This is a genomic window from Proteiniclasticum sp. C24MP, assembly GCF_043951855.1.
Taxonomy (GTDB): Bacteria; Bacillota; Clostridia; order Clostridiales; family Clostridiaceae; genus Proteiniclasticum.
Genome location: NZ_JBINJW010000029.1, coordinates 15,869 through 32,446 on the forward strand (window position 1 = coordinate 15,869; position 16,578 = coordinate 32,446).

The window sequence follows — 16,578 nt, forward strand, 5'->3', positions numbered from 1 at the left end:
TTCTCCTTTGTTTAGTCTCAACCTCTATTTCTCTCAATTATATATACATTATTATAAGCCATTGGGATATAATATAATAGAAGCATCAGGGAAAATAATTTCCCAAGCCGAAGCGGTCACTGAACAGAAATGAGATTCTTGAATCTCATTTCATCTGGAAGAGTGATCAGACTTTTCTCGCAGAACGAAGAGGTGTAAATATATGAACAAATCATCAGCAGATAAACTTTCCTTTTTCTTCATGGGACTGGAAAACAGATTTCTTGAAAACAGAGATATTTTCGTGGAAGTGGATGTCCGCTTCAAAGCAGGCCTGAAGACCTTCAAAGGTCACGGTGTCCTGAACGAGACAGACATGATTTCCTATAATTATAATGGAGTCACAAAGCTCCTTTCCTTTAATAAGGTTCTGGAAGACATCCGAAAGGAAGCACTGAAGTATGACGAACTGCTTCTTACCTATAAGGAACGAGGCACAAGGCTTCTCATCAGCGCAAATAGAAAAGGCGTCACCATGAATACAGAAGAACTGAAATATGATGCCAAGGAGGAAAAGAAGGATACTTCAACACTTCTTTCAAGGGACTATTTCATCAAGGCCACAGAGGCCTCCAGTCTTCTGAAAGCCATAGGCATCATGAGTAAAGACGGAAAAGTGAAGAACGATAAAATCCGAAAGTACAATCAGATCGACCATTATGTGGAACTTCTGGACAAGAATTTCGAGTCCATGAAGAGGCAGGGCACACTCTACATCATGGATGTAGGCTGCGGCAAAAGCTACCTCAGCTTTGTTCTGAACTACTACCTCACTGAAGTCAAGAAGATCAAATGCCATTTCATCGGCATAGACATCTCCCCGCAGGTCATTGAAACCTCACGCGAAATCCAGAAACAGCTGGGTTACCGGAATATGGAGTTTCACGCCATGGACGTCAAGGACTTCAAGGACGACCGCAAAATCGATGTGGTCCTGTCTCTTCACGCCTGTGACACGGCTACTGACATGGCACTGGCCTTTGGTGTATATAAGGAAGCGGACTTCATCGTTGCCGTTCCCTGCTGTCACAAAGAGATGCTGAAAACCTATTCCTATAAGCCTTTTGAAGGCATCATGAAACACGGAATTCTCAAGGCAAGACTTGCAGATACGCTGACAGACGGGCTGAGAGGCCTGATGCTGGAAGAGCACGGATACGAGGTTTCCATCGTAGAGTATATCTCACCACTGGAAACACCAAAAAATCTCATGATTCGAGCCTACAGAACCGGTACCCCAAATGAAGCCTCAAAGGAAAATGCGGAACAGCTGATCAGAGCGTTCTCCATCTATCCCGCGTTCCGCTATTATCTGGACCAGTATACCTACGGTCTGGGCGGATTGGACGGCTTATTATGATGGCATATAATCTCGGTCTTTTTCTGACCCTTTTCATCATTCTCTTTCTCGGCGTCCTTCACATCGGCTCCAGACTTCCCTATCAGCTGAACCGGTTCTACCAGAAAGAACCCAATGGAATCAGACTTTTCAACAAGCTTTATCTTGTATATCTTATTCCATGGATTTTCGTTCCTTTCATCGGTTCCAGCTACTTCAGAACTTATTATGTGATCTATATCCTCATTTTCACTCTGGCCATGGAGAACGGATTATATCTATATGGGCTCTATACCGGTAAAAACAAGGAGAAGCTCATCGTTATGGTTGTCTTCAACCTCCTGATCGTGGGCATCATCTATATACTGACTTTGACCTATCTATCGGGGTTCACCCCCTTTAATCTGTATTCTCTGCTGTAAATGCACATTCGCCTGGAGGTGAATTAATTGACTATTTCAGAACTGATAAAGAGCTCCGCTGAAATCACCCGAATAAAAGCGGATCGGATTCTAAAAGAGAACAATCTCAAAAAAATCTCCTACACCAAAGGGGTCCTGCAGTCATCCGTCCTGGATGGGCAGGAATACACACAGACAATAGAGCTGGATAACGGAAACGTGAAAAGCTACAGCTGCAGCTGCAACAAAGACCACCTTCTTTGTCCTCATCTTCTTGCTCTCATGATCCGGAGAGAAGAAAACAAAGTGAAGGGTGATGAAAATATCCCCGTGAAGAAACCCAAAGCATCCATGAAAAACACGAAAAGCAATCTGAAAGTGATTCTGGAAGCTGCGGATAAGGAAGAGCTCATTGAATTCATTCTCTCATTAAGAAGCTACTATAAGGATATTCCTGTCATTATCAGAAAGAGTTTCTTAAGCTCCACTGACGAAGAGTTTCTGAAGGAAAACCGTGAAGAACTCATGGAATCACACAACGCACTGAAAGCCACCAGTTCCAAGGAAATTCTGACGCGTCATTTCAACCTGATGCTCTCTGTCCATGAAAGAGCCCGGCAGGAATCCAAGGAGAGAAACTACCTGCGGTCGACTCTTCTGTATCTTCTTCTTTTCGAGATGGTGAGTATTCCAAGTGTCGGAATGGAGCATTATCTTTTTGACAGCCATTATATCAAGACCTATCAGGAGGCACTCCTGCCACTTGCAGAGAAGAAGTATACTGCAAGAGAATCCCAGATGATTTTCGATTATCTGAAACAGATCTGTGAAGATCTCTCCGACCTCAGCCACATCACGACACTGCTCAGAATCATGAAGAACTTCATCACCACGGAGAAGGATTATGACAACTACTACGACATCCTCCTCTACGTCTACGAGAAGGATACTGTACTCCCCTTTGATAAGAACAACCTTCTCTACCTGGAATACGAACTGCTCATGATGATCGGAAAAGCGGATGAGGCCAAGGAGCTTCGAAAAGAAAACCCTTATGTGCCTGAGTTCAGATTCATGGAAGCCGAGTCTCTGCTGGGACGTGGGAAACTCTATGAAGCACTTCTCATCGTAAGTGACGGTATTGAGCGTGCGGACCGGAACTGGGATGAACTCATAAGATGGCTCTTTATGGAAGCCGGAATTCATAAGCTGCTTCAGAATCAGGAAAAGTATCTGGAGGTATCAAAAAAGCTCATCACTCTGGGTGAATACAAAGCCTACCTTGACCTGAAAAGAACCATCAGTCCCAATGAATGGCACAGCATCTATGAGAAACTTGTTGAAGATGAAGAAGTGAAGAAAAACATGAAAGGAGTCTACAAGAGAATCATCCTTCAGGAGAAGGACAAAAGAAGACTTCTGGGCTTCATTGAAGAAAATCCTGAACTTATTTCGGAACACTATGATTTCCTCAACCCTGAATACAATCAGGAAGCATCAAAGCTTCTTGCTGCCTACATAGAGGAAACTGCTCATCAGATCACTGGAAGAAAGAACTACGAACATCTCACGCAGATGATTGAGAAACTGTACATCTACGGTCAGACCAATCTGGCAAACGACACGATCATGAATCTGGTGATGAGAAACAAGCATAAGGCATCGCTTCATACCGTTCTTTTCCAGCTGAAAGACGCATACAGCCAGAGCGGACCTTATATGCCGGAATAGCACCTCATGCAGAGCATCCGAATATGCTCTGCTTTTTTTGCGAAGGTATACAGGAAACTCTTGTAAACAGAGACACTTTAGCGTAATCTGAAATCATATATAGAAGACTGATATATCTAATTACAGTACTCTCATCAAAGGAGAAAAGATTATGAATACCATCGAAATCAGCAACCTGAGTAAATTCTACGGAAAGAACCGAGGCGTCCTGGATATCGATCTCACTGTCCGAGAAGGAGAGATTTTCGGATTCATCGGTCCCAATGGTGCCGGAAAATCCACCACCATAAGGACCATGCTGAATCTCATTTCCCCCACCAGGGGAGAGATCAGGGTTTTCGGCATGGACAGCGTGAAGGAAGCTCATAAGATCGCCCAGCATATCGGGTATCTCCCTTCTGAAGTTTTCTACTATGATGATATGAAAGTGAAGGATCTTCTGAACTACTCCGCTTCCTTCTATAACAAGGACTGCTCCAAAAGAATCAGGGAACTGTCCGAACTTCTAGAACTGGATCTCAACAGGAAAATCGAGGATCTCTCCTATGGAAACAGAAAGAAGGTCGGCATCGTCCAGGGGCTGCTTCACGATCCGAAGCTCATTATTCTGGATGAACCCACAAGCGGACTGGATCCTCTGATGCAGCAGAAATTCTTCCAGCTTCTTCTGGATGAGAACAGAAGAGGAAAAACCATCTTCTTCTCCTCTCATATCCTCAGTGAAGTGCAGAAGCTCTGCCATCGTGTCGCCATCATAAAAGAAGGAGAAATCATCAAACTTCAGGATATGGCCACGCTGAAAAAAGAGACCTACAAACGATTCACCATTGAGACGGATCACAGCCTGGAAGAAGCCCTGGGACAGATCGAAGGAATCTCGGATCTTTTCGTTTCAGAGAATCTCTACCGTTTCATCTATAAAGGGGATCTCAATCCCATAACAGGTCTTCTCTCAGGCATACACATCCAGGATATTCTCATCGAGGAACCTACTCTGGAAGAGATCTTCCTCCATTATTATGAAAAGGAGGAGGAAAAATGAATGTATACGTCCAGGAACTGAGGTTTCTCAGGAAATCGACCCTCATCTGGAATCTGTCCCTCTTCCTGAGCCTTGTACTGATGCTCCTCATCTATCCTCCTATGATGGAGGAAGGAGAAGCGTTTCTTAAAGTGCTTCAGTCCTACCCTCCGGAATTCCTCGCGGCTTTTTCCATTAATTTCGATACGTTCATGAGCTTCAACGGTTTTCTAGGATATATCCAGCTCTATCTGCTTCTGGCTCTATGTGTTCTTGCCATGAATCTCGGGCTGTCTGCCCTGGGAAAAGAGATTTCCGGTAAAACAGCGGATTTCATCCTGACCAAGCCCATCACCAGAAGAAGATTTCTGACAGAGAAGATACTCTCCGCACTCACTATTCTGACGCTTACAAACCTTTTCCTCGGGTTCACCACCGTCCTCATGAATTTTCTTCTGGTGAAGGAAGACAGAAACCTCAAGGTTCTGCTTCTGATCTATATAGGGGGATTTCTTATTCAGATTCTCTTTCTGAGCTTTGGCCTCTTTCTCGGAATCCTTCGAAAGAGAGTCCGCTTCATCACCTCCCTTTCCCTCAGCATCGTTTTTATTTTCTATATCGTGAGTATGCTGAGCCAGATTCTGAAAAAGGATTTCCTGAACTATCTGACCCCATTCCGCTATTTTGATTTCAATCAGATCATACTGGACAGCGGATATGAAATGACCTATCTTCTGCTTTCAGTTGTGCTGATTCTGTTTTTCACAGCTCTGTCCTATCTGCTGATTCAAAAAAAGGAAATCCATGGATAATGGAGAAAGGAGAAAACCATGAACATTTATAAAAGAGAACTGAGAAGTGAAGCCAAAGGGATTTTCTTCTGGATTCTTGGAACAGGTTTCGTTCTGTTTGTATCCATGAGTGAATTCCTCCTGATCACCGACTCCGGTATCGATATCACCGATTTCATGGATGCCATGCCCAGAAGTCTCATGGTTCTTTTCGGGATGAATGACCTGGATATGGGGACCAGTTTGGGATACCACGGTATCATGATGTATTATGTCATCCTGGCTGGCATTCTATATGCGGCTATGCTGGGCGTGCGGATCATCTCAAAGGAAGAGCTTCTGAAAACCAGTGAGTTTCTGCTCACAAAACCTCGTTCAAGGAGAAGGATCCTCACCTTTAAAATTCTGGCTGGAATCACACTGGTTTCTCTATTCACTCTGGCAGTCTACCTCTCTTCCATCCTCAGCCTGGAGGTGTTCGGCGGATCTGCACCCTACCAATCCGTGCTTCTCAAGGAAGTTCTTTCCCTCTTTCTTCTGATGCTGCTCTACTTTTCCCTGGGGATTCTGTCTGCATCGCTGATTGCAAAACCCAGACTTGCCAGCAGTCTGATCTTATCCATGGTATTTGCCACATTTTTACTGGGTGTGTTCCATGATCTTCTAGACAGTCCCATGATTCTGCGACTTCTTACTCCTTTCCGTTATTTCCCCTTGGTGGATCTGGTGGAAAAGAACACGCTATCGACTGTTTTTGCTCTCCTCACAGTCCTTCTGATTATGGCTGCAGGATTCCTCTCCTTCCGGTCCTATGAAAAAAGAGACATGAATATCTAGAAAGCTGAAAATCCATGGCAGAAGAATCATTCTTCTGCCATGGATTTATCTCTTGATCTGTATTGGGATGACCATGATTTCCTGTCTACATGTAATTTGACAGCTTCAGGAATCTGGTCTCTTTGTAATTATGGATGTCTATGGAATAATCGAAGATCACCCCATTTTTCAGAAATGCTCTGTTTGTGGAAATCAGCGCAGGTTCCCCCGGCGTGAGTCCCAGTTCTCTTGCATCATGTTCACTTAAGATTCCCGCAGTGATTTCACGGTCAACAAACCCGATCTGCTTTTTCAGTTCTTCCCGGATGTATTTATAAATAGATCCGGAAACAATCTCTTCACTGAGATAGGGTATGAATTCCTTGTTGTAGTAGGAATACTCTATGACATAAGGTGTCCCACTGATGCTCCTTACTCTTTCTATGAAGTAGATCGGTGTGCCGATCTCACACTGCATGGTATGAGCAAGCTTCTCATCTGCTTCGATCAGCTTGAAACTGACCACCTTCGTTGAAACCTTATCGCCGAACTCTTCTGTAAGGCCGTTGAAATCTTCCAGGTTGATGGCTCCATTACAGGAGACATTCCTTATGAAAACCCCGCTTCCCTGGATGGGAATCACAAGACCTTTACGGGTAAGAAGATCGATGGCTTTTCTGATGGTGTTTCTAGACACCTGATATTTTTCGATAAGCTCTTCTTCTGTTGGGAGCTTTTTGCTTCCGAGATACATTCCGTTCTGAATGTTCTGAGCCATATCATCACATATAATCTTGTATTTTACTTCCAACCCGAATCCCCTCCTGAAACAATGTGCATTGAACTCTTTCCCTAAATTATATCTTATTGAAATCAGGTTACAAGTCCACCAGCACAATAACTGTTCTGTGCAATGAATCTATTTTATACGGCTGTAGATTTCTATCATTTCGCCTGCCATGATTCTGAAAGTCTCTGCAGACATCATCTGATCTTCCGCATGGATCAGCAGAAGATCCACCTTGACCTTTTCTCCGCTGGCTTCCTGAGAAAGAAGATCGCCATGAGCATGATGTCCTTCAGCAAGCATCTTCTCTCCTTCCTCCATAAGCCTTGCGGCTTCGGTGAAATCACCGTCTTTCGCTGCAGCGATGGCTTCCATGAAATACGATCTTGCGGAACCATTGGCTGCGATCATTTCAAAACAAATCAGTTCTAATCCTTCCATTTCTATTCCTCTCTCAAACAGTTATTTCCCTGGGTTCTGATGACTTCCTCATAGAACGCAAAGGAATCCTTCTTTATCCTTGGCAGATTTTCATCTTCAAAATCGATGTAGACAAAGCCATATCTTTTCTGATATCCGTTAAGCCAGCTCAGAAGATCCGTGAAGGACCAGGTGCAGTATCCCAAGAGATCCACGCCTTCCTTCATGGCTTCGTGACAGGCCATGATATGGGATTTCAGATACTCAGTCCTGTAGCCATCATGAACCTTTTCCTCTTCCAGTTCATCAAATGCGCCGATGCCGTTTTCGGAAATGAATGCCGGCTTCTCATATCTTTTCGATATTTCCACAAGAGCTACGCGCAGTCCATCCGGATCGATGGCCCAGTCCCAGTCCGTATACTCCACATTGGGATTGTACACCTGTCTGTAAAGGCCTGGAACACCGGATTCCTTGAAATTCCCTTTTTCTCCTGACACATTGAAATCACTGAGACCTATTCCATCGATGGGATTATGCGCAAGCATTGCACTCTGATAATAATTGATTCCGATGAAGTCAGAAAGCTTTGCCGCTTCTTTGAGAATGAGCGTATCCTCATCTGTCACTTCTGGTGCGATTCCTCTACGCGTAAACTCCTCATACCCCCATGCAGGGTATTCACCCTTGTAGAAAATGTCCATGATCCACCAGCAGACCGTATCGTAGTATCTTCTTCTGGCTTCTTCATCCTTTTCATCACTGGAAGCAGCATATCCTGGTGTATAGGCGATGGATGAACCGATAAGACCCTCATAGCCACCTTCCTTATAAGCCTTCACCACATTAGCATGAACAAGTGCAGTATGATGATAGGTCTTGAGATAAAGATTCATATCCTTTTTCCCTGGAGGATGCAGCGCCAGGAGATATCCCAGCTGTGTGAAGATATTGGGTTCGTTCAGTATAATCCAGTATTTCACTTTCTTTCCGAAGGCTTCGAAAAGCACTTTCGCATATTCCGTGAAATCATCAATGATGCGTCTTGATTCCCAACCGCCGTATTCATCCTGAAGTGTCTGCGGTAGGTCCCAATGATATATCGTAAGAACAGGTTCAATCTCATTCTCAAGGAGTTCATCTATGAGCTGATGATAGAAATCCAGTCCCTTTTTTTCAATCCTGCCTCTTCCCTCTGGAAGAATTCTTGTCCATGAAATGGAAAAACGATATGCTTTCAGTCCCATTTCCTTCATAAGTCTTACATCTTCTCTGAACCTGTGGTAGTGGTCTGTTGCCACATCTCCATTGGTTCCCTGATAGGTCTTTCCTTCGATTCTCACCCAGTTGTCCCAGATGGAATCCCCTTTGCCGTCTTCCTTGTATGCACCTTCCACCTGATATGCCGCGGATGCACTTCCAAAAAGGAACGCTTCAGGAAATCTATCTGACATGTTCCACCATAAAGAACAGTGCTGGTCCCAGCTCAGATTTTTTAATGGCGGCTTTAGCGACAGAAGCGGCTCTTTCTGACTCTTCACTAACCTCAAAATACAGTTTCATGTTCTCCTGTTTCAGAAAACGATAGTCTATCCCCTCAATATTCTTCCCATCAAGGAGTTCTTTTACAAAGTCTCTTTTCAGAGGCATATTTATTATTATCATTTGTTCTCACCTTCTATGATCTCTTTTAAATTGTGCAGCTGCAGATCCAGTTTCTTCATGGAGCCTCTTCGAAGTACAGGCAGACTCATGAGCATGTAATTGTATTTCTTTAAAGTCGAAGCGCTGTATGCCTGCTCTTCCAGTTTTACATAAGTGAAATCCGGACCATCTTCTCTGAAGGAATAAGTTGTAACCACCTTATCCTGCCCCCAATAGGAATCAAAAGAAAGCGCTTTGTTCTTCTCTTCTCTGGAAACGACCTGTCTGATCTTGACTTCCCCTTTCATCGTGGCCATCTTATGCGCATGTTCTGCACCCATAAGCTTCCCTTTGACTTTGAAAGTTTTTCTTAGTGTATCTTCCACCTTCTGATAGACTTCCTCAATATTTCTGTAAATCAGAATTTCCTTGTGCACCACTTTTACTCACCTCTTCTATTAAGAATAGTCCCAGTTTGCATCTGGGACTATAATGATTGTCACTGCATGATTAACTATGCGATTTTCTCTTCTTCTTTTTCTCTCTGCTCTTCATATCGGTTGGCTATCATGACAAACGGCATGTAGATCGCAAATGCGATGAGAAGGTTGATGATGGAAACTCCTACAGCACCCCATGAACCATTTGTTGCAAGGAAAGCGTTCAGAATCGGTGGAGTTGTCCAGGGAACAGTATTGACGATGGGTCCGGCAAATCCGATCTTCGTAGCATAGAATGCTACCACGGTAAGGATCGGCTGTACCAGTATAAATGGTATGAAGTATACTGGATTCAGTACAATTGGAATACCAAAGAGTACCGGTTCATTGATCATGAATATTCCAGGTGGCAGTCCAAGTTTTGCCACCTCTTTCTGTGACTTGACCTTTGAAAATACCAGAATGGCCACAATAAGTGGAAGGGTTGCACCTGATCCACCCATGAACACATACGCATCCCAGGATCCTCTGACCCAGACCGCAAGTTCATCAGCACCAGTGCCTACAGCTCTGATTCCATTGATATACTTCGAAATGTTTTCCATGCCCATGGTTCCATATACAGGACTCATGATGGCTTCCAGCATATTGGCTCCATGGAGACCAAAGAACCAGAGAAGCGGAATCAGTGTGGAGATGAATACGATGGAAAAGATGCTCTGTCCAAGAACAGAAAGTCCGGCAGCGATATTTGTTTCAAACCATGTGAATATAGACATTCCTGCACCGACATTAAGGATGTATCCGATGACCGCCCAGAAAAATACAGCGATAAATCCTGGTATCACTGCAGAGAATCCTCTGGAAACCGCAGGCGGCACACTGTCAGGCATCTTGATGACCCAATCTTTTTTCACAATAGCGAAATAGATTTCAGGGGTGAGAAGACCTACAAGCAGTGCAATGAATATGCCCTGTGCACCAAGGAAGTTTGTCACATGTCCTGCAACGACTTCATTGTTTCTTGAAAGAGCACCTAATAGAATGAATGATGCAACTGATATAAGTCCTGTGGATAAGGAATCCTTGCCCTCATTGACTGCTCTGTTATAGCCCATGGAAAATGCAAGACCAAGAGCGATGATCGATAAGGTTCCACTTTCCATCAAGGAGAACAGTGGTGCAAGATTCGTATTGGTCCAGACAATAAATGCACTCTCTTCCCCAATGTAGGAAGCAAGTAATGACCATGGAACAAATAACACGTTATTGATTAGGACCGCAAAAGCACCTACAAGGATAAGCGGCATTAAGCTTGCAAAAGAATCACGAATGGCCACTAAATGTTTCTGGCCACCGATTTTTGCAGCAACTGGTACAAATTTTTCTTCAAGAAAGCTGATAAAACGGTTCATGTTGACCTCCTTCTGTAATGTGAATAATATATATCTCCCCTGAATTCATTGACGTCTCATGAATCAGGAATAAGACCACTACTTGTCTTCTAAAAGAGCCATCGCCTGATCCAGGACCTTTTCGCCCTGCATCCTTCCATAAGCAAGCATATCGATGACATCCACCGGTACCGTCGCCAGTTTGACAAACTCATTCTTCATAAATCTCACCTGGGGTCCGAGTAAAACCAGATCCACATCCTTCAGAATCTTCTTTCCTTCTCCAGCGCTCAGCGCAAAGATTTCAGCATCAATGCCCTTCTCCTCGGCTGCTTTCTTCATCTTTGTCACCAGAAGACTGGTAGACATTCCTGCAGAACAGACTAATAAAATTTTCATGATTCCCTCCTCAAATTTTATAAACGATTACAATAAACCCAAAAAATGAATACCAATAAAAATTCATTGGTACAACTTTATGATTTGATTATACATAAGTAATTCCATATTGTAAACAAAAAAACGTATAAATTTTAACAAATACCTATTTTGTAATTTTAAAGCCTCATTTCACCGCAATTAATGTAATTTAACAATAAATTATTCATTCAATAAAAATATGTGCAAAAAAATCAGATCTCACAATTCTTCCCAGAAATTATTCCTACCACTATAATTTGTACCTATAATTTAGTATAATCAGAGTAATCGAACTTAATCTGAAATGGAGGATACGAAATGAGAACTTATAAAATCGTGACCATCGGTGGTGGCTCGAGCTACACACCTGAACTCATAGAAGGATTCATCAGGCGTTATGAAGAACTTCCCGTCAGAGAACTCTGGCTGGTGGATATCGAAGAAGGCCGGGAAAAACTTGAAATCATCACCGCACTGGCCAGAAGAATGGTAAAAAAAGCCGGTGTTCCAATGAAGATCCACGCTACCTTGAATCGAAGAGAAGCGCTGAAGGATGCGGATTTTGTCACCACACAGCTTAGAGTTGGGGGACTTGAGGCCAGAGCCCTGGACGAATCCATCCCTCTGAAACACGGGCTCATCGGTCAGGAAACCAATGGCGCAGGCGGCATGTTCAAGGCACTGAGAACCATTCCTGTGATATTCGACATCATAACGGACTGCAGAGAGCTTTGCCCTGATGCCTGGATCATCAACTTCACAAACCCTGCAGGACTTGTCACCGAAGCAGTTCTGAATCATTCCGACTGGGATCGATTCATCGGTGTATGCAATCTGCCATTCGGTATGGAAATGGGCGTTTCAAAAATTCTGGAAGTGGAAAAGGACAGAGTCCGAGTTCATATGGCAGGACTGAACCATATGGTCTTCGGTCTGGACGTACTCCTCGACGGGACTTCCGTGAAAGAGGAAGTGCTCGATCTCATGGTGACCCAGTCCAGTGCACTCAATATGAAAAACGTCATGGACCTTCCCTGGTCTCCGGAATTCCTGAAAGGACTCGGCGCAATCCCCTGCGCATATCACCGCTACTACTTCCAGAAGGAAGAAATGCTTTCCCATATGCTGGAAGACTTCTCCAGAGGATCTTCCCGAGCCACGGAAGTCATGGAAGTGGAAAGAACTTTATTTGAGAAATATAAGGATGTGAATCTGGAAGATAAGCCGGAGGAACTCGAGAAGAGAGGTGGAGCCTATTACAGTGATACTGCCTGCAACCTCATTTCTTCCATCGCCAATGATAAAGGAGACATTCAGGTGGTGAATACCCGTAACAGGGGTGCCATCGCCTCACTGCCTTACGAATGCGCAGTGGAAGTCTCTTCCGTCATCACGAAAAACGGACCCGTCCCACTGGCTACTGGATATCTTCCTGTAGGTGCCGAAGGCATCGTGCAGCAGCTGAAATCCTTTGAAAAACTGACCTGCGAAGCAGCCCTCAGCGGAAAGTACGAAGACGCATTTGTCGCCATGGTCACAAACCCTCTGGTGCAGAGCGAAAAAGTCGGCAGACTGGTTCTTGATGAACTGCTTCTGGCGCATGAAAATCATCTTCCACAGTTCAGAGATGTCATAGAAAACCTGAGGAAAAACCCATGAGGCTCATTGTAAACGGAGATGATTTCGGATTTTCACCTGGTCAGAATCTGGGCATCATAAAAGCCCATCGGGAAGGAATCCTCACTTCCACCACAGCATTGGCCAATGGAGAATATCTTGCAGAAGGTCTGGAAGAAGCTTCCCGTTATCCCGGACTGGGAATCGGTGTCCATCTGACACTGGACCTTGGAAGGCCTGTACTTTCTCCTCAGGCTGTCCCTTCTCTGGTGGATGAAAGAGGATGCTTCCGAAAACATCCTGAGCATCTGAAGATCGATCTCGATCCGGATCAGCTCCTCCTGGAATGGACTGCTCAGATCGAAAAAATAAAGAGTCTTGGTGTAATGCCCACCCATCTGGATGGACATCATCATCTTCATCTTCATCGGGATGTCATGAGAACCACGCTGGAACTTGCAGAAAGATATGACCTTCCCATAAGATATCTTCCCCTTTATCATGGAGAGGCGGAAAGAAGACTGATCAAGGAGAAAAGAATACGAATTCTACATGGACTGGCTGATTTCTATGGGGATTCCGTCAGCGAAGACTATTTCCTGAATTTCGCAAGCAATCATGACATTCAGGAAGAGAATCTATTCGAGCTCATGTGCCACCCTGCCTATGTGGATGACATCATCTACACCAGAAGCAGCTATAATATCCATCGTGTGAAAGAACTGGTCATACTGACCTCTGAAGCGGTGCAGGCCGCTCTGACCAACCAGAACATTCAGCTTGGTAACGTAAGAGATTTCAGAGTGAATCTATAGTTAAAGTTCAATGCACAATTCAAAAAGCGATCCGGTTCAATCCGGATCGCTTTCTCTTTCCTCAAATATTTGCCCTACACTATTTTATTCTGTCATAGAGTTCTATGAATTCACGCGCAAGCAGCTTGAACATCTCAGCAGCCATCATCTGATCCTCCGCATGGACCAGAAGAAGGTCCATCTTCACAGATTCTCCTCGGGCTACCTGGGTGATAAGCTCTCCATGAACCTCATGCCCTTCTACAAGCATCGCTTCGCCATCTTCCATCAGTATCGCGGCTTCCTTGAATTTCCCTTTTTTCGCTTCCTGAATCGCTTCCAGAAAGAGAGATCTGGCCGCTCCGTTTTTCGCGATCATCTCAAAGGAAATCTGATCTGAATGTTTCATCTGTTACTCCCCCAATTGAACTCAGATTGCATCAGAACAACATGGCAAATATTGTGCAAAACGCAATGAACGCCTCTATTTTCTGTTTCTCTCCGCCCAGTTCACATGAAATCCTCTTCTGTAAGCAAAGAGCGGTGCGATGATTCCCTGCCCCTGGTTGATCAGCACGAAAGGATCCCTTAACAGGATTCTGCCTAATGCCACCAGATCCGCTCTGTCATGCTGGAGAATCTCCTCCACCTGACCGACTTCAGTGATCAGTCCCACCGTAATTGTAGGAATGTCACACTTCTCTCTGATCACTTCTGAGAATTTCACCTGATATCCAGGATAAACTGTGATCTGCTGATTTGCATCAAGGCCGCCTGAACTGACATGAATCATGTCAAACTGATCCTTGAGGAGATGTATGATTTCAACCATCTCGTCGAGATCAATCCCCCCCTTCACATAATCCGATGCGGATACTCTGAGGATGACAGGGAAATCTTCAGGCAGAACCGACTTCACCATCTCTGCTGTTTCTCTGATCAGTCTGACGCGGTTTTCTCTTGAACCACCGTATTCATCTGTTCTTTGATTGGTCAGCGGACTTAAGAACTCATGCAGCAGATATCCGTGCGCACCATGAAGCTCGATGAGCTCATAACCCGCCTCCAGGCTTCTTGAAGCGGCATCTCTGAAAGCCAGTTTGATATGTTCAATATCTTCTTTTGTCATTTCCTTGGGCATCGGATAGGACTCACTGAATCGGATGGCCGATGGCGCTAACGTCGTCAGCGAAGAAATGCCGCATTTTCTTCCTGCATGCCCCAGCTGGATTCCGATATGGGAACCGTATTTTTTCGCCAGTTCCACAATTCTTCTATGTCCTTCAATCTGATCGTCTTTCCATAATCCCAGATCTCTTTCCAGGATTCTTCCCTCCGGTGTCACTCCAGTGGCTTCTACAATGATCAGCCCTATTTCTCCCAGAGCCGCATTTCCATAGTGTATATAGTGAAAATCTGTAGGATGTCCGTCTTCCGCCATATTCATGCACATGGGAGGCATGACCACCCTATTTTTCAGTACCAGATTCTTAAGTTTATATTCGCTAAATGTCTTCATAGATCAGCTGCAGAAACAGCTCCCCCTCAACTCCTCTTTGTTCTTCAATTCTGAATTTACTCACTTCCAATTCTACCTTTAAATAAAAAGAAAGTCCACAAGACGGACTTTCTTTTTATCCCCCTCATGGACTTCCAATTCTTCGTACTCATTATGAATTGTGAGAATTGTTAGATATTTAATTAACAAACTTATAATAATTATCAAACTATTGTTAATAATTTACATCTTCACCCCAATCCATTATATAATATTCATAACACATAATTTCTAATGATTTGGGGGGAACAACATGATGTTAGAAACAAACTTTACCAACGAAGCGGTAATGGAAATGGATCCATTCATCCTGCTGAGCACCATCAACACGAAACTCAGAAACGATCACTCATCACTGCATGCACTATGTGAAAGATACGACATCAATCAGTCTGACCTGATTTCAAAACTCGGAGAATTCGGCTACGAATACATCGGAGAAATCAATCAGTTCAGAATGCCTTAGTCCTATCGTGCGATCAGATCATTGATGACTTCACCCGCCAGAATAATACCTGCTGCAGGTGGAACAAAAGAGGTACTCCCAGGAGTACTTCTTTTTCTGAGCATACTAACAGGACCTTCGCCAGATTCCTCCCCTAATTCCATAGGAACCAGAGGCTTTTCCGTTGATGAAATCACCTTCAGCGTCCCGATGCCTCTTCTTTTCAGTTCCCTTCTCATGACTTTCGCCAGAGGACACATGGTGGTTTTCGTGATATCCGTCACGATGAGCTTTGTCGGATCCAGTTTGTTTCCTGTACCCATGGAGCTGATCACAGGGATACCCTTCTCTCTGCAGTACTCGATGACCTGCAGCTTGCTGGTTACGGTATCTATGGCATCAATGACATAGTCCGTATCCCTGGGAATGATCTTTTCCAGATTATCCAGCCCTATGAACTCCTTATATGCGATGATCTCGCAGTATTTATTGATCTGCGACGCTCTTTCTCTGGCCGCATCCACTTTATATCTACCGATGTTATCATAGGAAGACAGAAGCTGCCTGTTCAGATTGGAGAGGGTGAAGATGTCATTGTCCACCACGGTGAGTTTTCCGATCCCACCACGGACCAGTGTTTCAAAACAGGTTCCTCCGACTCCGCCAAGGCCTAATAAAACCACTTTGGCATTATGAAGCTTTGTCAGTTTTTCTTCTCCTATGAGCATTTCCGTTCTTCTTAATTCATGTTGCATAATTTCCATTCCTTTCATTTCAGACAAGATATAATATAGTACAGATCATCCTGATTTTCAATGGATTTCTCAAATTATCATCTGGGAATCAATTCCTTCCGGATGAAAGGACGCCCTGAGGGGAACACTTTTTCTCCTCACACATGGACAGCACCCTTCACTTTCA

At 44.1% G+C, this 16,578-nt stretch carries 19 protein-coding genes; 9 read left to right on the forward strand and 10 right to left on the reverse strand.

Going from position 1 to position 16,578, the window contains the following annotated elements; translation table 11 throughout:
* The first annotated feature begins 202 nt into the window (after window positions 1-202).
* The 6 genes from ACHAL6_RS13815 (at window position 203) to ACHAL6_RS13840 (ending at window position 6,159) form a co-directional block, all read left to right on the forward strand.
* Window positions 203-1,399: a class I SAM-dependent methyltransferase gene (locus tag ACHAL6_RS13815; protein WP_395271252.1), complete on the forward strand. Its 1,197-nt coding sequence runs from the start codon at window positions 203-205 to the stop codon at window positions 1,397-1,399.
* A complete protein-coding gene (locus ACHAL6_RS13820; protein ID WP_395271253.1) occupies window positions 1,396-1,800 on the forward strand; it encodes a hypothetical protein in 405 nt (134 codons plus the stop codon). Before ACHAL6_RS13815 ends, ACHAL6_RS13820 begins: the two co-directional genes overlap by 4 nt.
* Window positions 1,801-1,827: 27 nt before the next feature.
* Complete coding sequence (locus ACHAL6_RS13825; protein ID WP_395271254.1) at window positions 1,828-3,510, forward strand: hypothetical protein; 1,683 nt, start codon at window positions 1,828-1,830, stop codon at window positions 3,508-3,510.
* Between the two features lie 151 nt (window positions 3,511-3,661).
* On the forward strand, window positions 3,662-4,552 hold the full coding sequence (locus ACHAL6_RS13830) for an ATP-binding cassette domain-containing protein (protein ID WP_395271255.1): 891 nt from the start codon (window positions 3,662-3,664) through the stop codon (window positions 4,550-4,552).
* Window positions 4,549-5,343: an ABC transporter permease subunit gene (locus tag ACHAL6_RS13835; RefSeq protein WP_395271256.1), complete on the forward strand. Its 795-nt coding sequence runs from the start codon at window positions 4,549-4,551 to the stop codon at window positions 5,341-5,343. The genes ACHAL6_RS13830 and ACHAL6_RS13835 overlap by 4 nt, the downstream gene beginning before the upstream one ends.
* 18 nt (window positions 5,344-5,361) lie before the next feature.
* Window positions 5,362-6,159, forward strand: coding sequence for an ABC transporter permease subunit (locus ACHAL6_RS13840; protein WP_395271257.1), 798 nt, complete (start codon window positions 5,362-5,364; stop codon window positions 6,157-6,159).
* A gap of 85 nt (window positions 6,160-6,244) precedes the next feature.
* Here the strand turns inward: ACHAL6_RS13840 and ACHAL6_RS13845 are convergent, their stop codons facing one another.
* The 7 genes from ACHAL6_RS13845 to ACHAL6_RS13875 all read right to left on the reverse strand — a co-directional run bounded on the left by ACHAL6_RS13845 (window position 6,245) and on the right by ACHAL6_RS13875 (window position 11,225).
* Entirely contained in the window at window positions 6,245-6,949 is a 705-nt protein-coding gene (locus ACHAL6_RS13845) for a GntR family transcriptional regulator (RefSeq protein ID WP_395271258.1), read from the reverse strand.
* A gap of 108 nt (window positions 6,950-7,057) precedes the next feature.
* Window positions 7,058-7,366 carry a PTS lactose/cellobiose transporter subunit IIA gene (locus tag ACHAL6_RS13850; protein ID WP_395271259.1) on the reverse strand — a complete coding sequence of 103 codons (309 nt, stop codon included), beginning with the start codon at window positions 7,364-7,366 and terminating at the stop codon, window positions 7,058-7,060.
* 2 nt (window positions 7,367-7,368) lie between these two features.
* Window positions 7,369-8,799 carry a glycoside hydrolase family 1 protein gene (locus tag ACHAL6_RS13855; RefSeq protein WP_395271260.1) on the reverse strand — a complete coding sequence of 477 codons (1,431 nt, stop codon included), beginning with the start codon at window positions 8,797-8,799 and terminating at the stop codon, window positions 7,369-7,371.
* Complete coding sequence (locus tag ACHAL6_RS13860) at window positions 8,789-9,010, reverse strand: hypothetical protein (protein ID WP_395271261.1); 222 nt, start codon at window positions 9,008-9,010, stop codon at window positions 8,789-8,791. The genes ACHAL6_RS13855 and ACHAL6_RS13860 overlap by 11 nt, the downstream gene beginning before the upstream one ends.
* Window positions 9,007-9,429: a hypothetical protein gene (locus ACHAL6_RS13865; RefSeq protein ID WP_395271262.1), complete on the reverse strand. Its 423-nt coding sequence runs from the start codon at window positions 9,427-9,429 to the stop codon at window positions 9,007-9,009. Before ACHAL6_RS13865 ends, ACHAL6_RS13860 begins: the two co-directional genes overlap by 4 nt.
* 74 nt (window positions 9,430-9,503) lie before the next feature.
* Complete coding sequence (locus tag ACHAL6_RS13870; RefSeq protein ID WP_395271263.1) at window positions 9,504-10,844, reverse strand: PTS sugar transporter subunit IIC; 1,341 nt, start codon at window positions 10,842-10,844, stop codon at window positions 9,504-9,506.
* A 78-nt stretch (window positions 10,845-10,922) separates the two neighbouring features.
* On the reverse strand, window positions 10,923-11,225 hold the full coding sequence (locus ACHAL6_RS13875; RefSeq protein ID WP_395271269.1) for a PTS sugar transporter subunit IIB: 303 nt from the start codon (window positions 11,223-11,225) through the stop codon (window positions 10,923-10,925).
* A 336-nt stretch (window positions 11,226-11,561) separates the two neighbouring features.
* Between ACHAL6_RS13875 and ACHAL6_RS13880 the strand changes: the two genes are divergently transcribed.
* Together ACHAL6_RS13880 and chbG are read left to right on the forward strand one after the other, a co-directional pair.
* On the forward strand, window positions 11,562-12,902 hold the full coding sequence (locus ACHAL6_RS13880) for a 6-phospho-beta-glucosidase (protein WP_395271264.1): 1,341 nt from the start codon (window positions 11,562-11,564) through the stop codon (window positions 12,900-12,902).
* Window positions 12,899-13,675 carry a chitin disaccharide deacetylase gene (chbG, locus tag ACHAL6_RS13885; protein WP_395271265.1) on the forward strand — a complete coding sequence of 259 codons (777 nt, stop codon included), beginning with the start codon at window positions 12,899-12,901 and terminating at the stop codon, window positions 13,673-13,675. The genes ACHAL6_RS13880 and chbG overlap by 4 nt, the downstream gene beginning before the upstream one ends.
* Before the next feature lie 79 nt (window positions 13,676-13,754).
* Here chbG and ACHAL6_RS13890 read toward each other — a convergent pair whose 3' ends face one another.
* A complete protein-coding gene (locus ACHAL6_RS13890) occupies window positions 13,755-14,063 on the reverse strand; it encodes a PTS lactose/cellobiose transporter subunit IIA (protein ID WP_395271266.1) in 309 nt (102 codons plus the stop codon).
* Between the two features lie 75 nt (window positions 14,064-14,138).
* A complete protein-coding gene (locus tag ACHAL6_RS13895; protein WP_395271267.1) occupies window positions 14,139-15,173 on the reverse strand; it encodes an NADH:flavin oxidoreductase/NADH oxidase in 1,035 nt (344 codons plus the stop codon).
* A gap of 292 nt (window positions 15,174-15,465) precedes the next feature.
* Between ACHAL6_RS13895 and ACHAL6_RS13900 the strand changes: the two genes are divergently transcribed.
* Window positions 15,466-15,678: a DUF4250 domain-containing protein gene (locus ACHAL6_RS13900; RefSeq protein ID WP_395271268.1), complete on the forward strand. Its 213-nt coding sequence runs from the start codon at window positions 15,466-15,468 to the stop codon at window positions 15,676-15,678.
* A gap of 2 nt (window positions 15,679-15,680) precedes the next feature.
* Here the strand turns inward: ACHAL6_RS13900 and ACHAL6_RS13905 are convergent, their stop codons facing one another.
* Window positions 15,681-16,415, reverse strand: coding sequence for a ThiF family adenylyltransferase (locus tag ACHAL6_RS13905; RefSeq protein ID WP_395271270.1), 735 nt, complete (start codon window positions 16,413-16,415; stop codon window positions 15,681-15,683).
* Window positions 16,416-16,578: the final 163 nt, after the last annotated feature.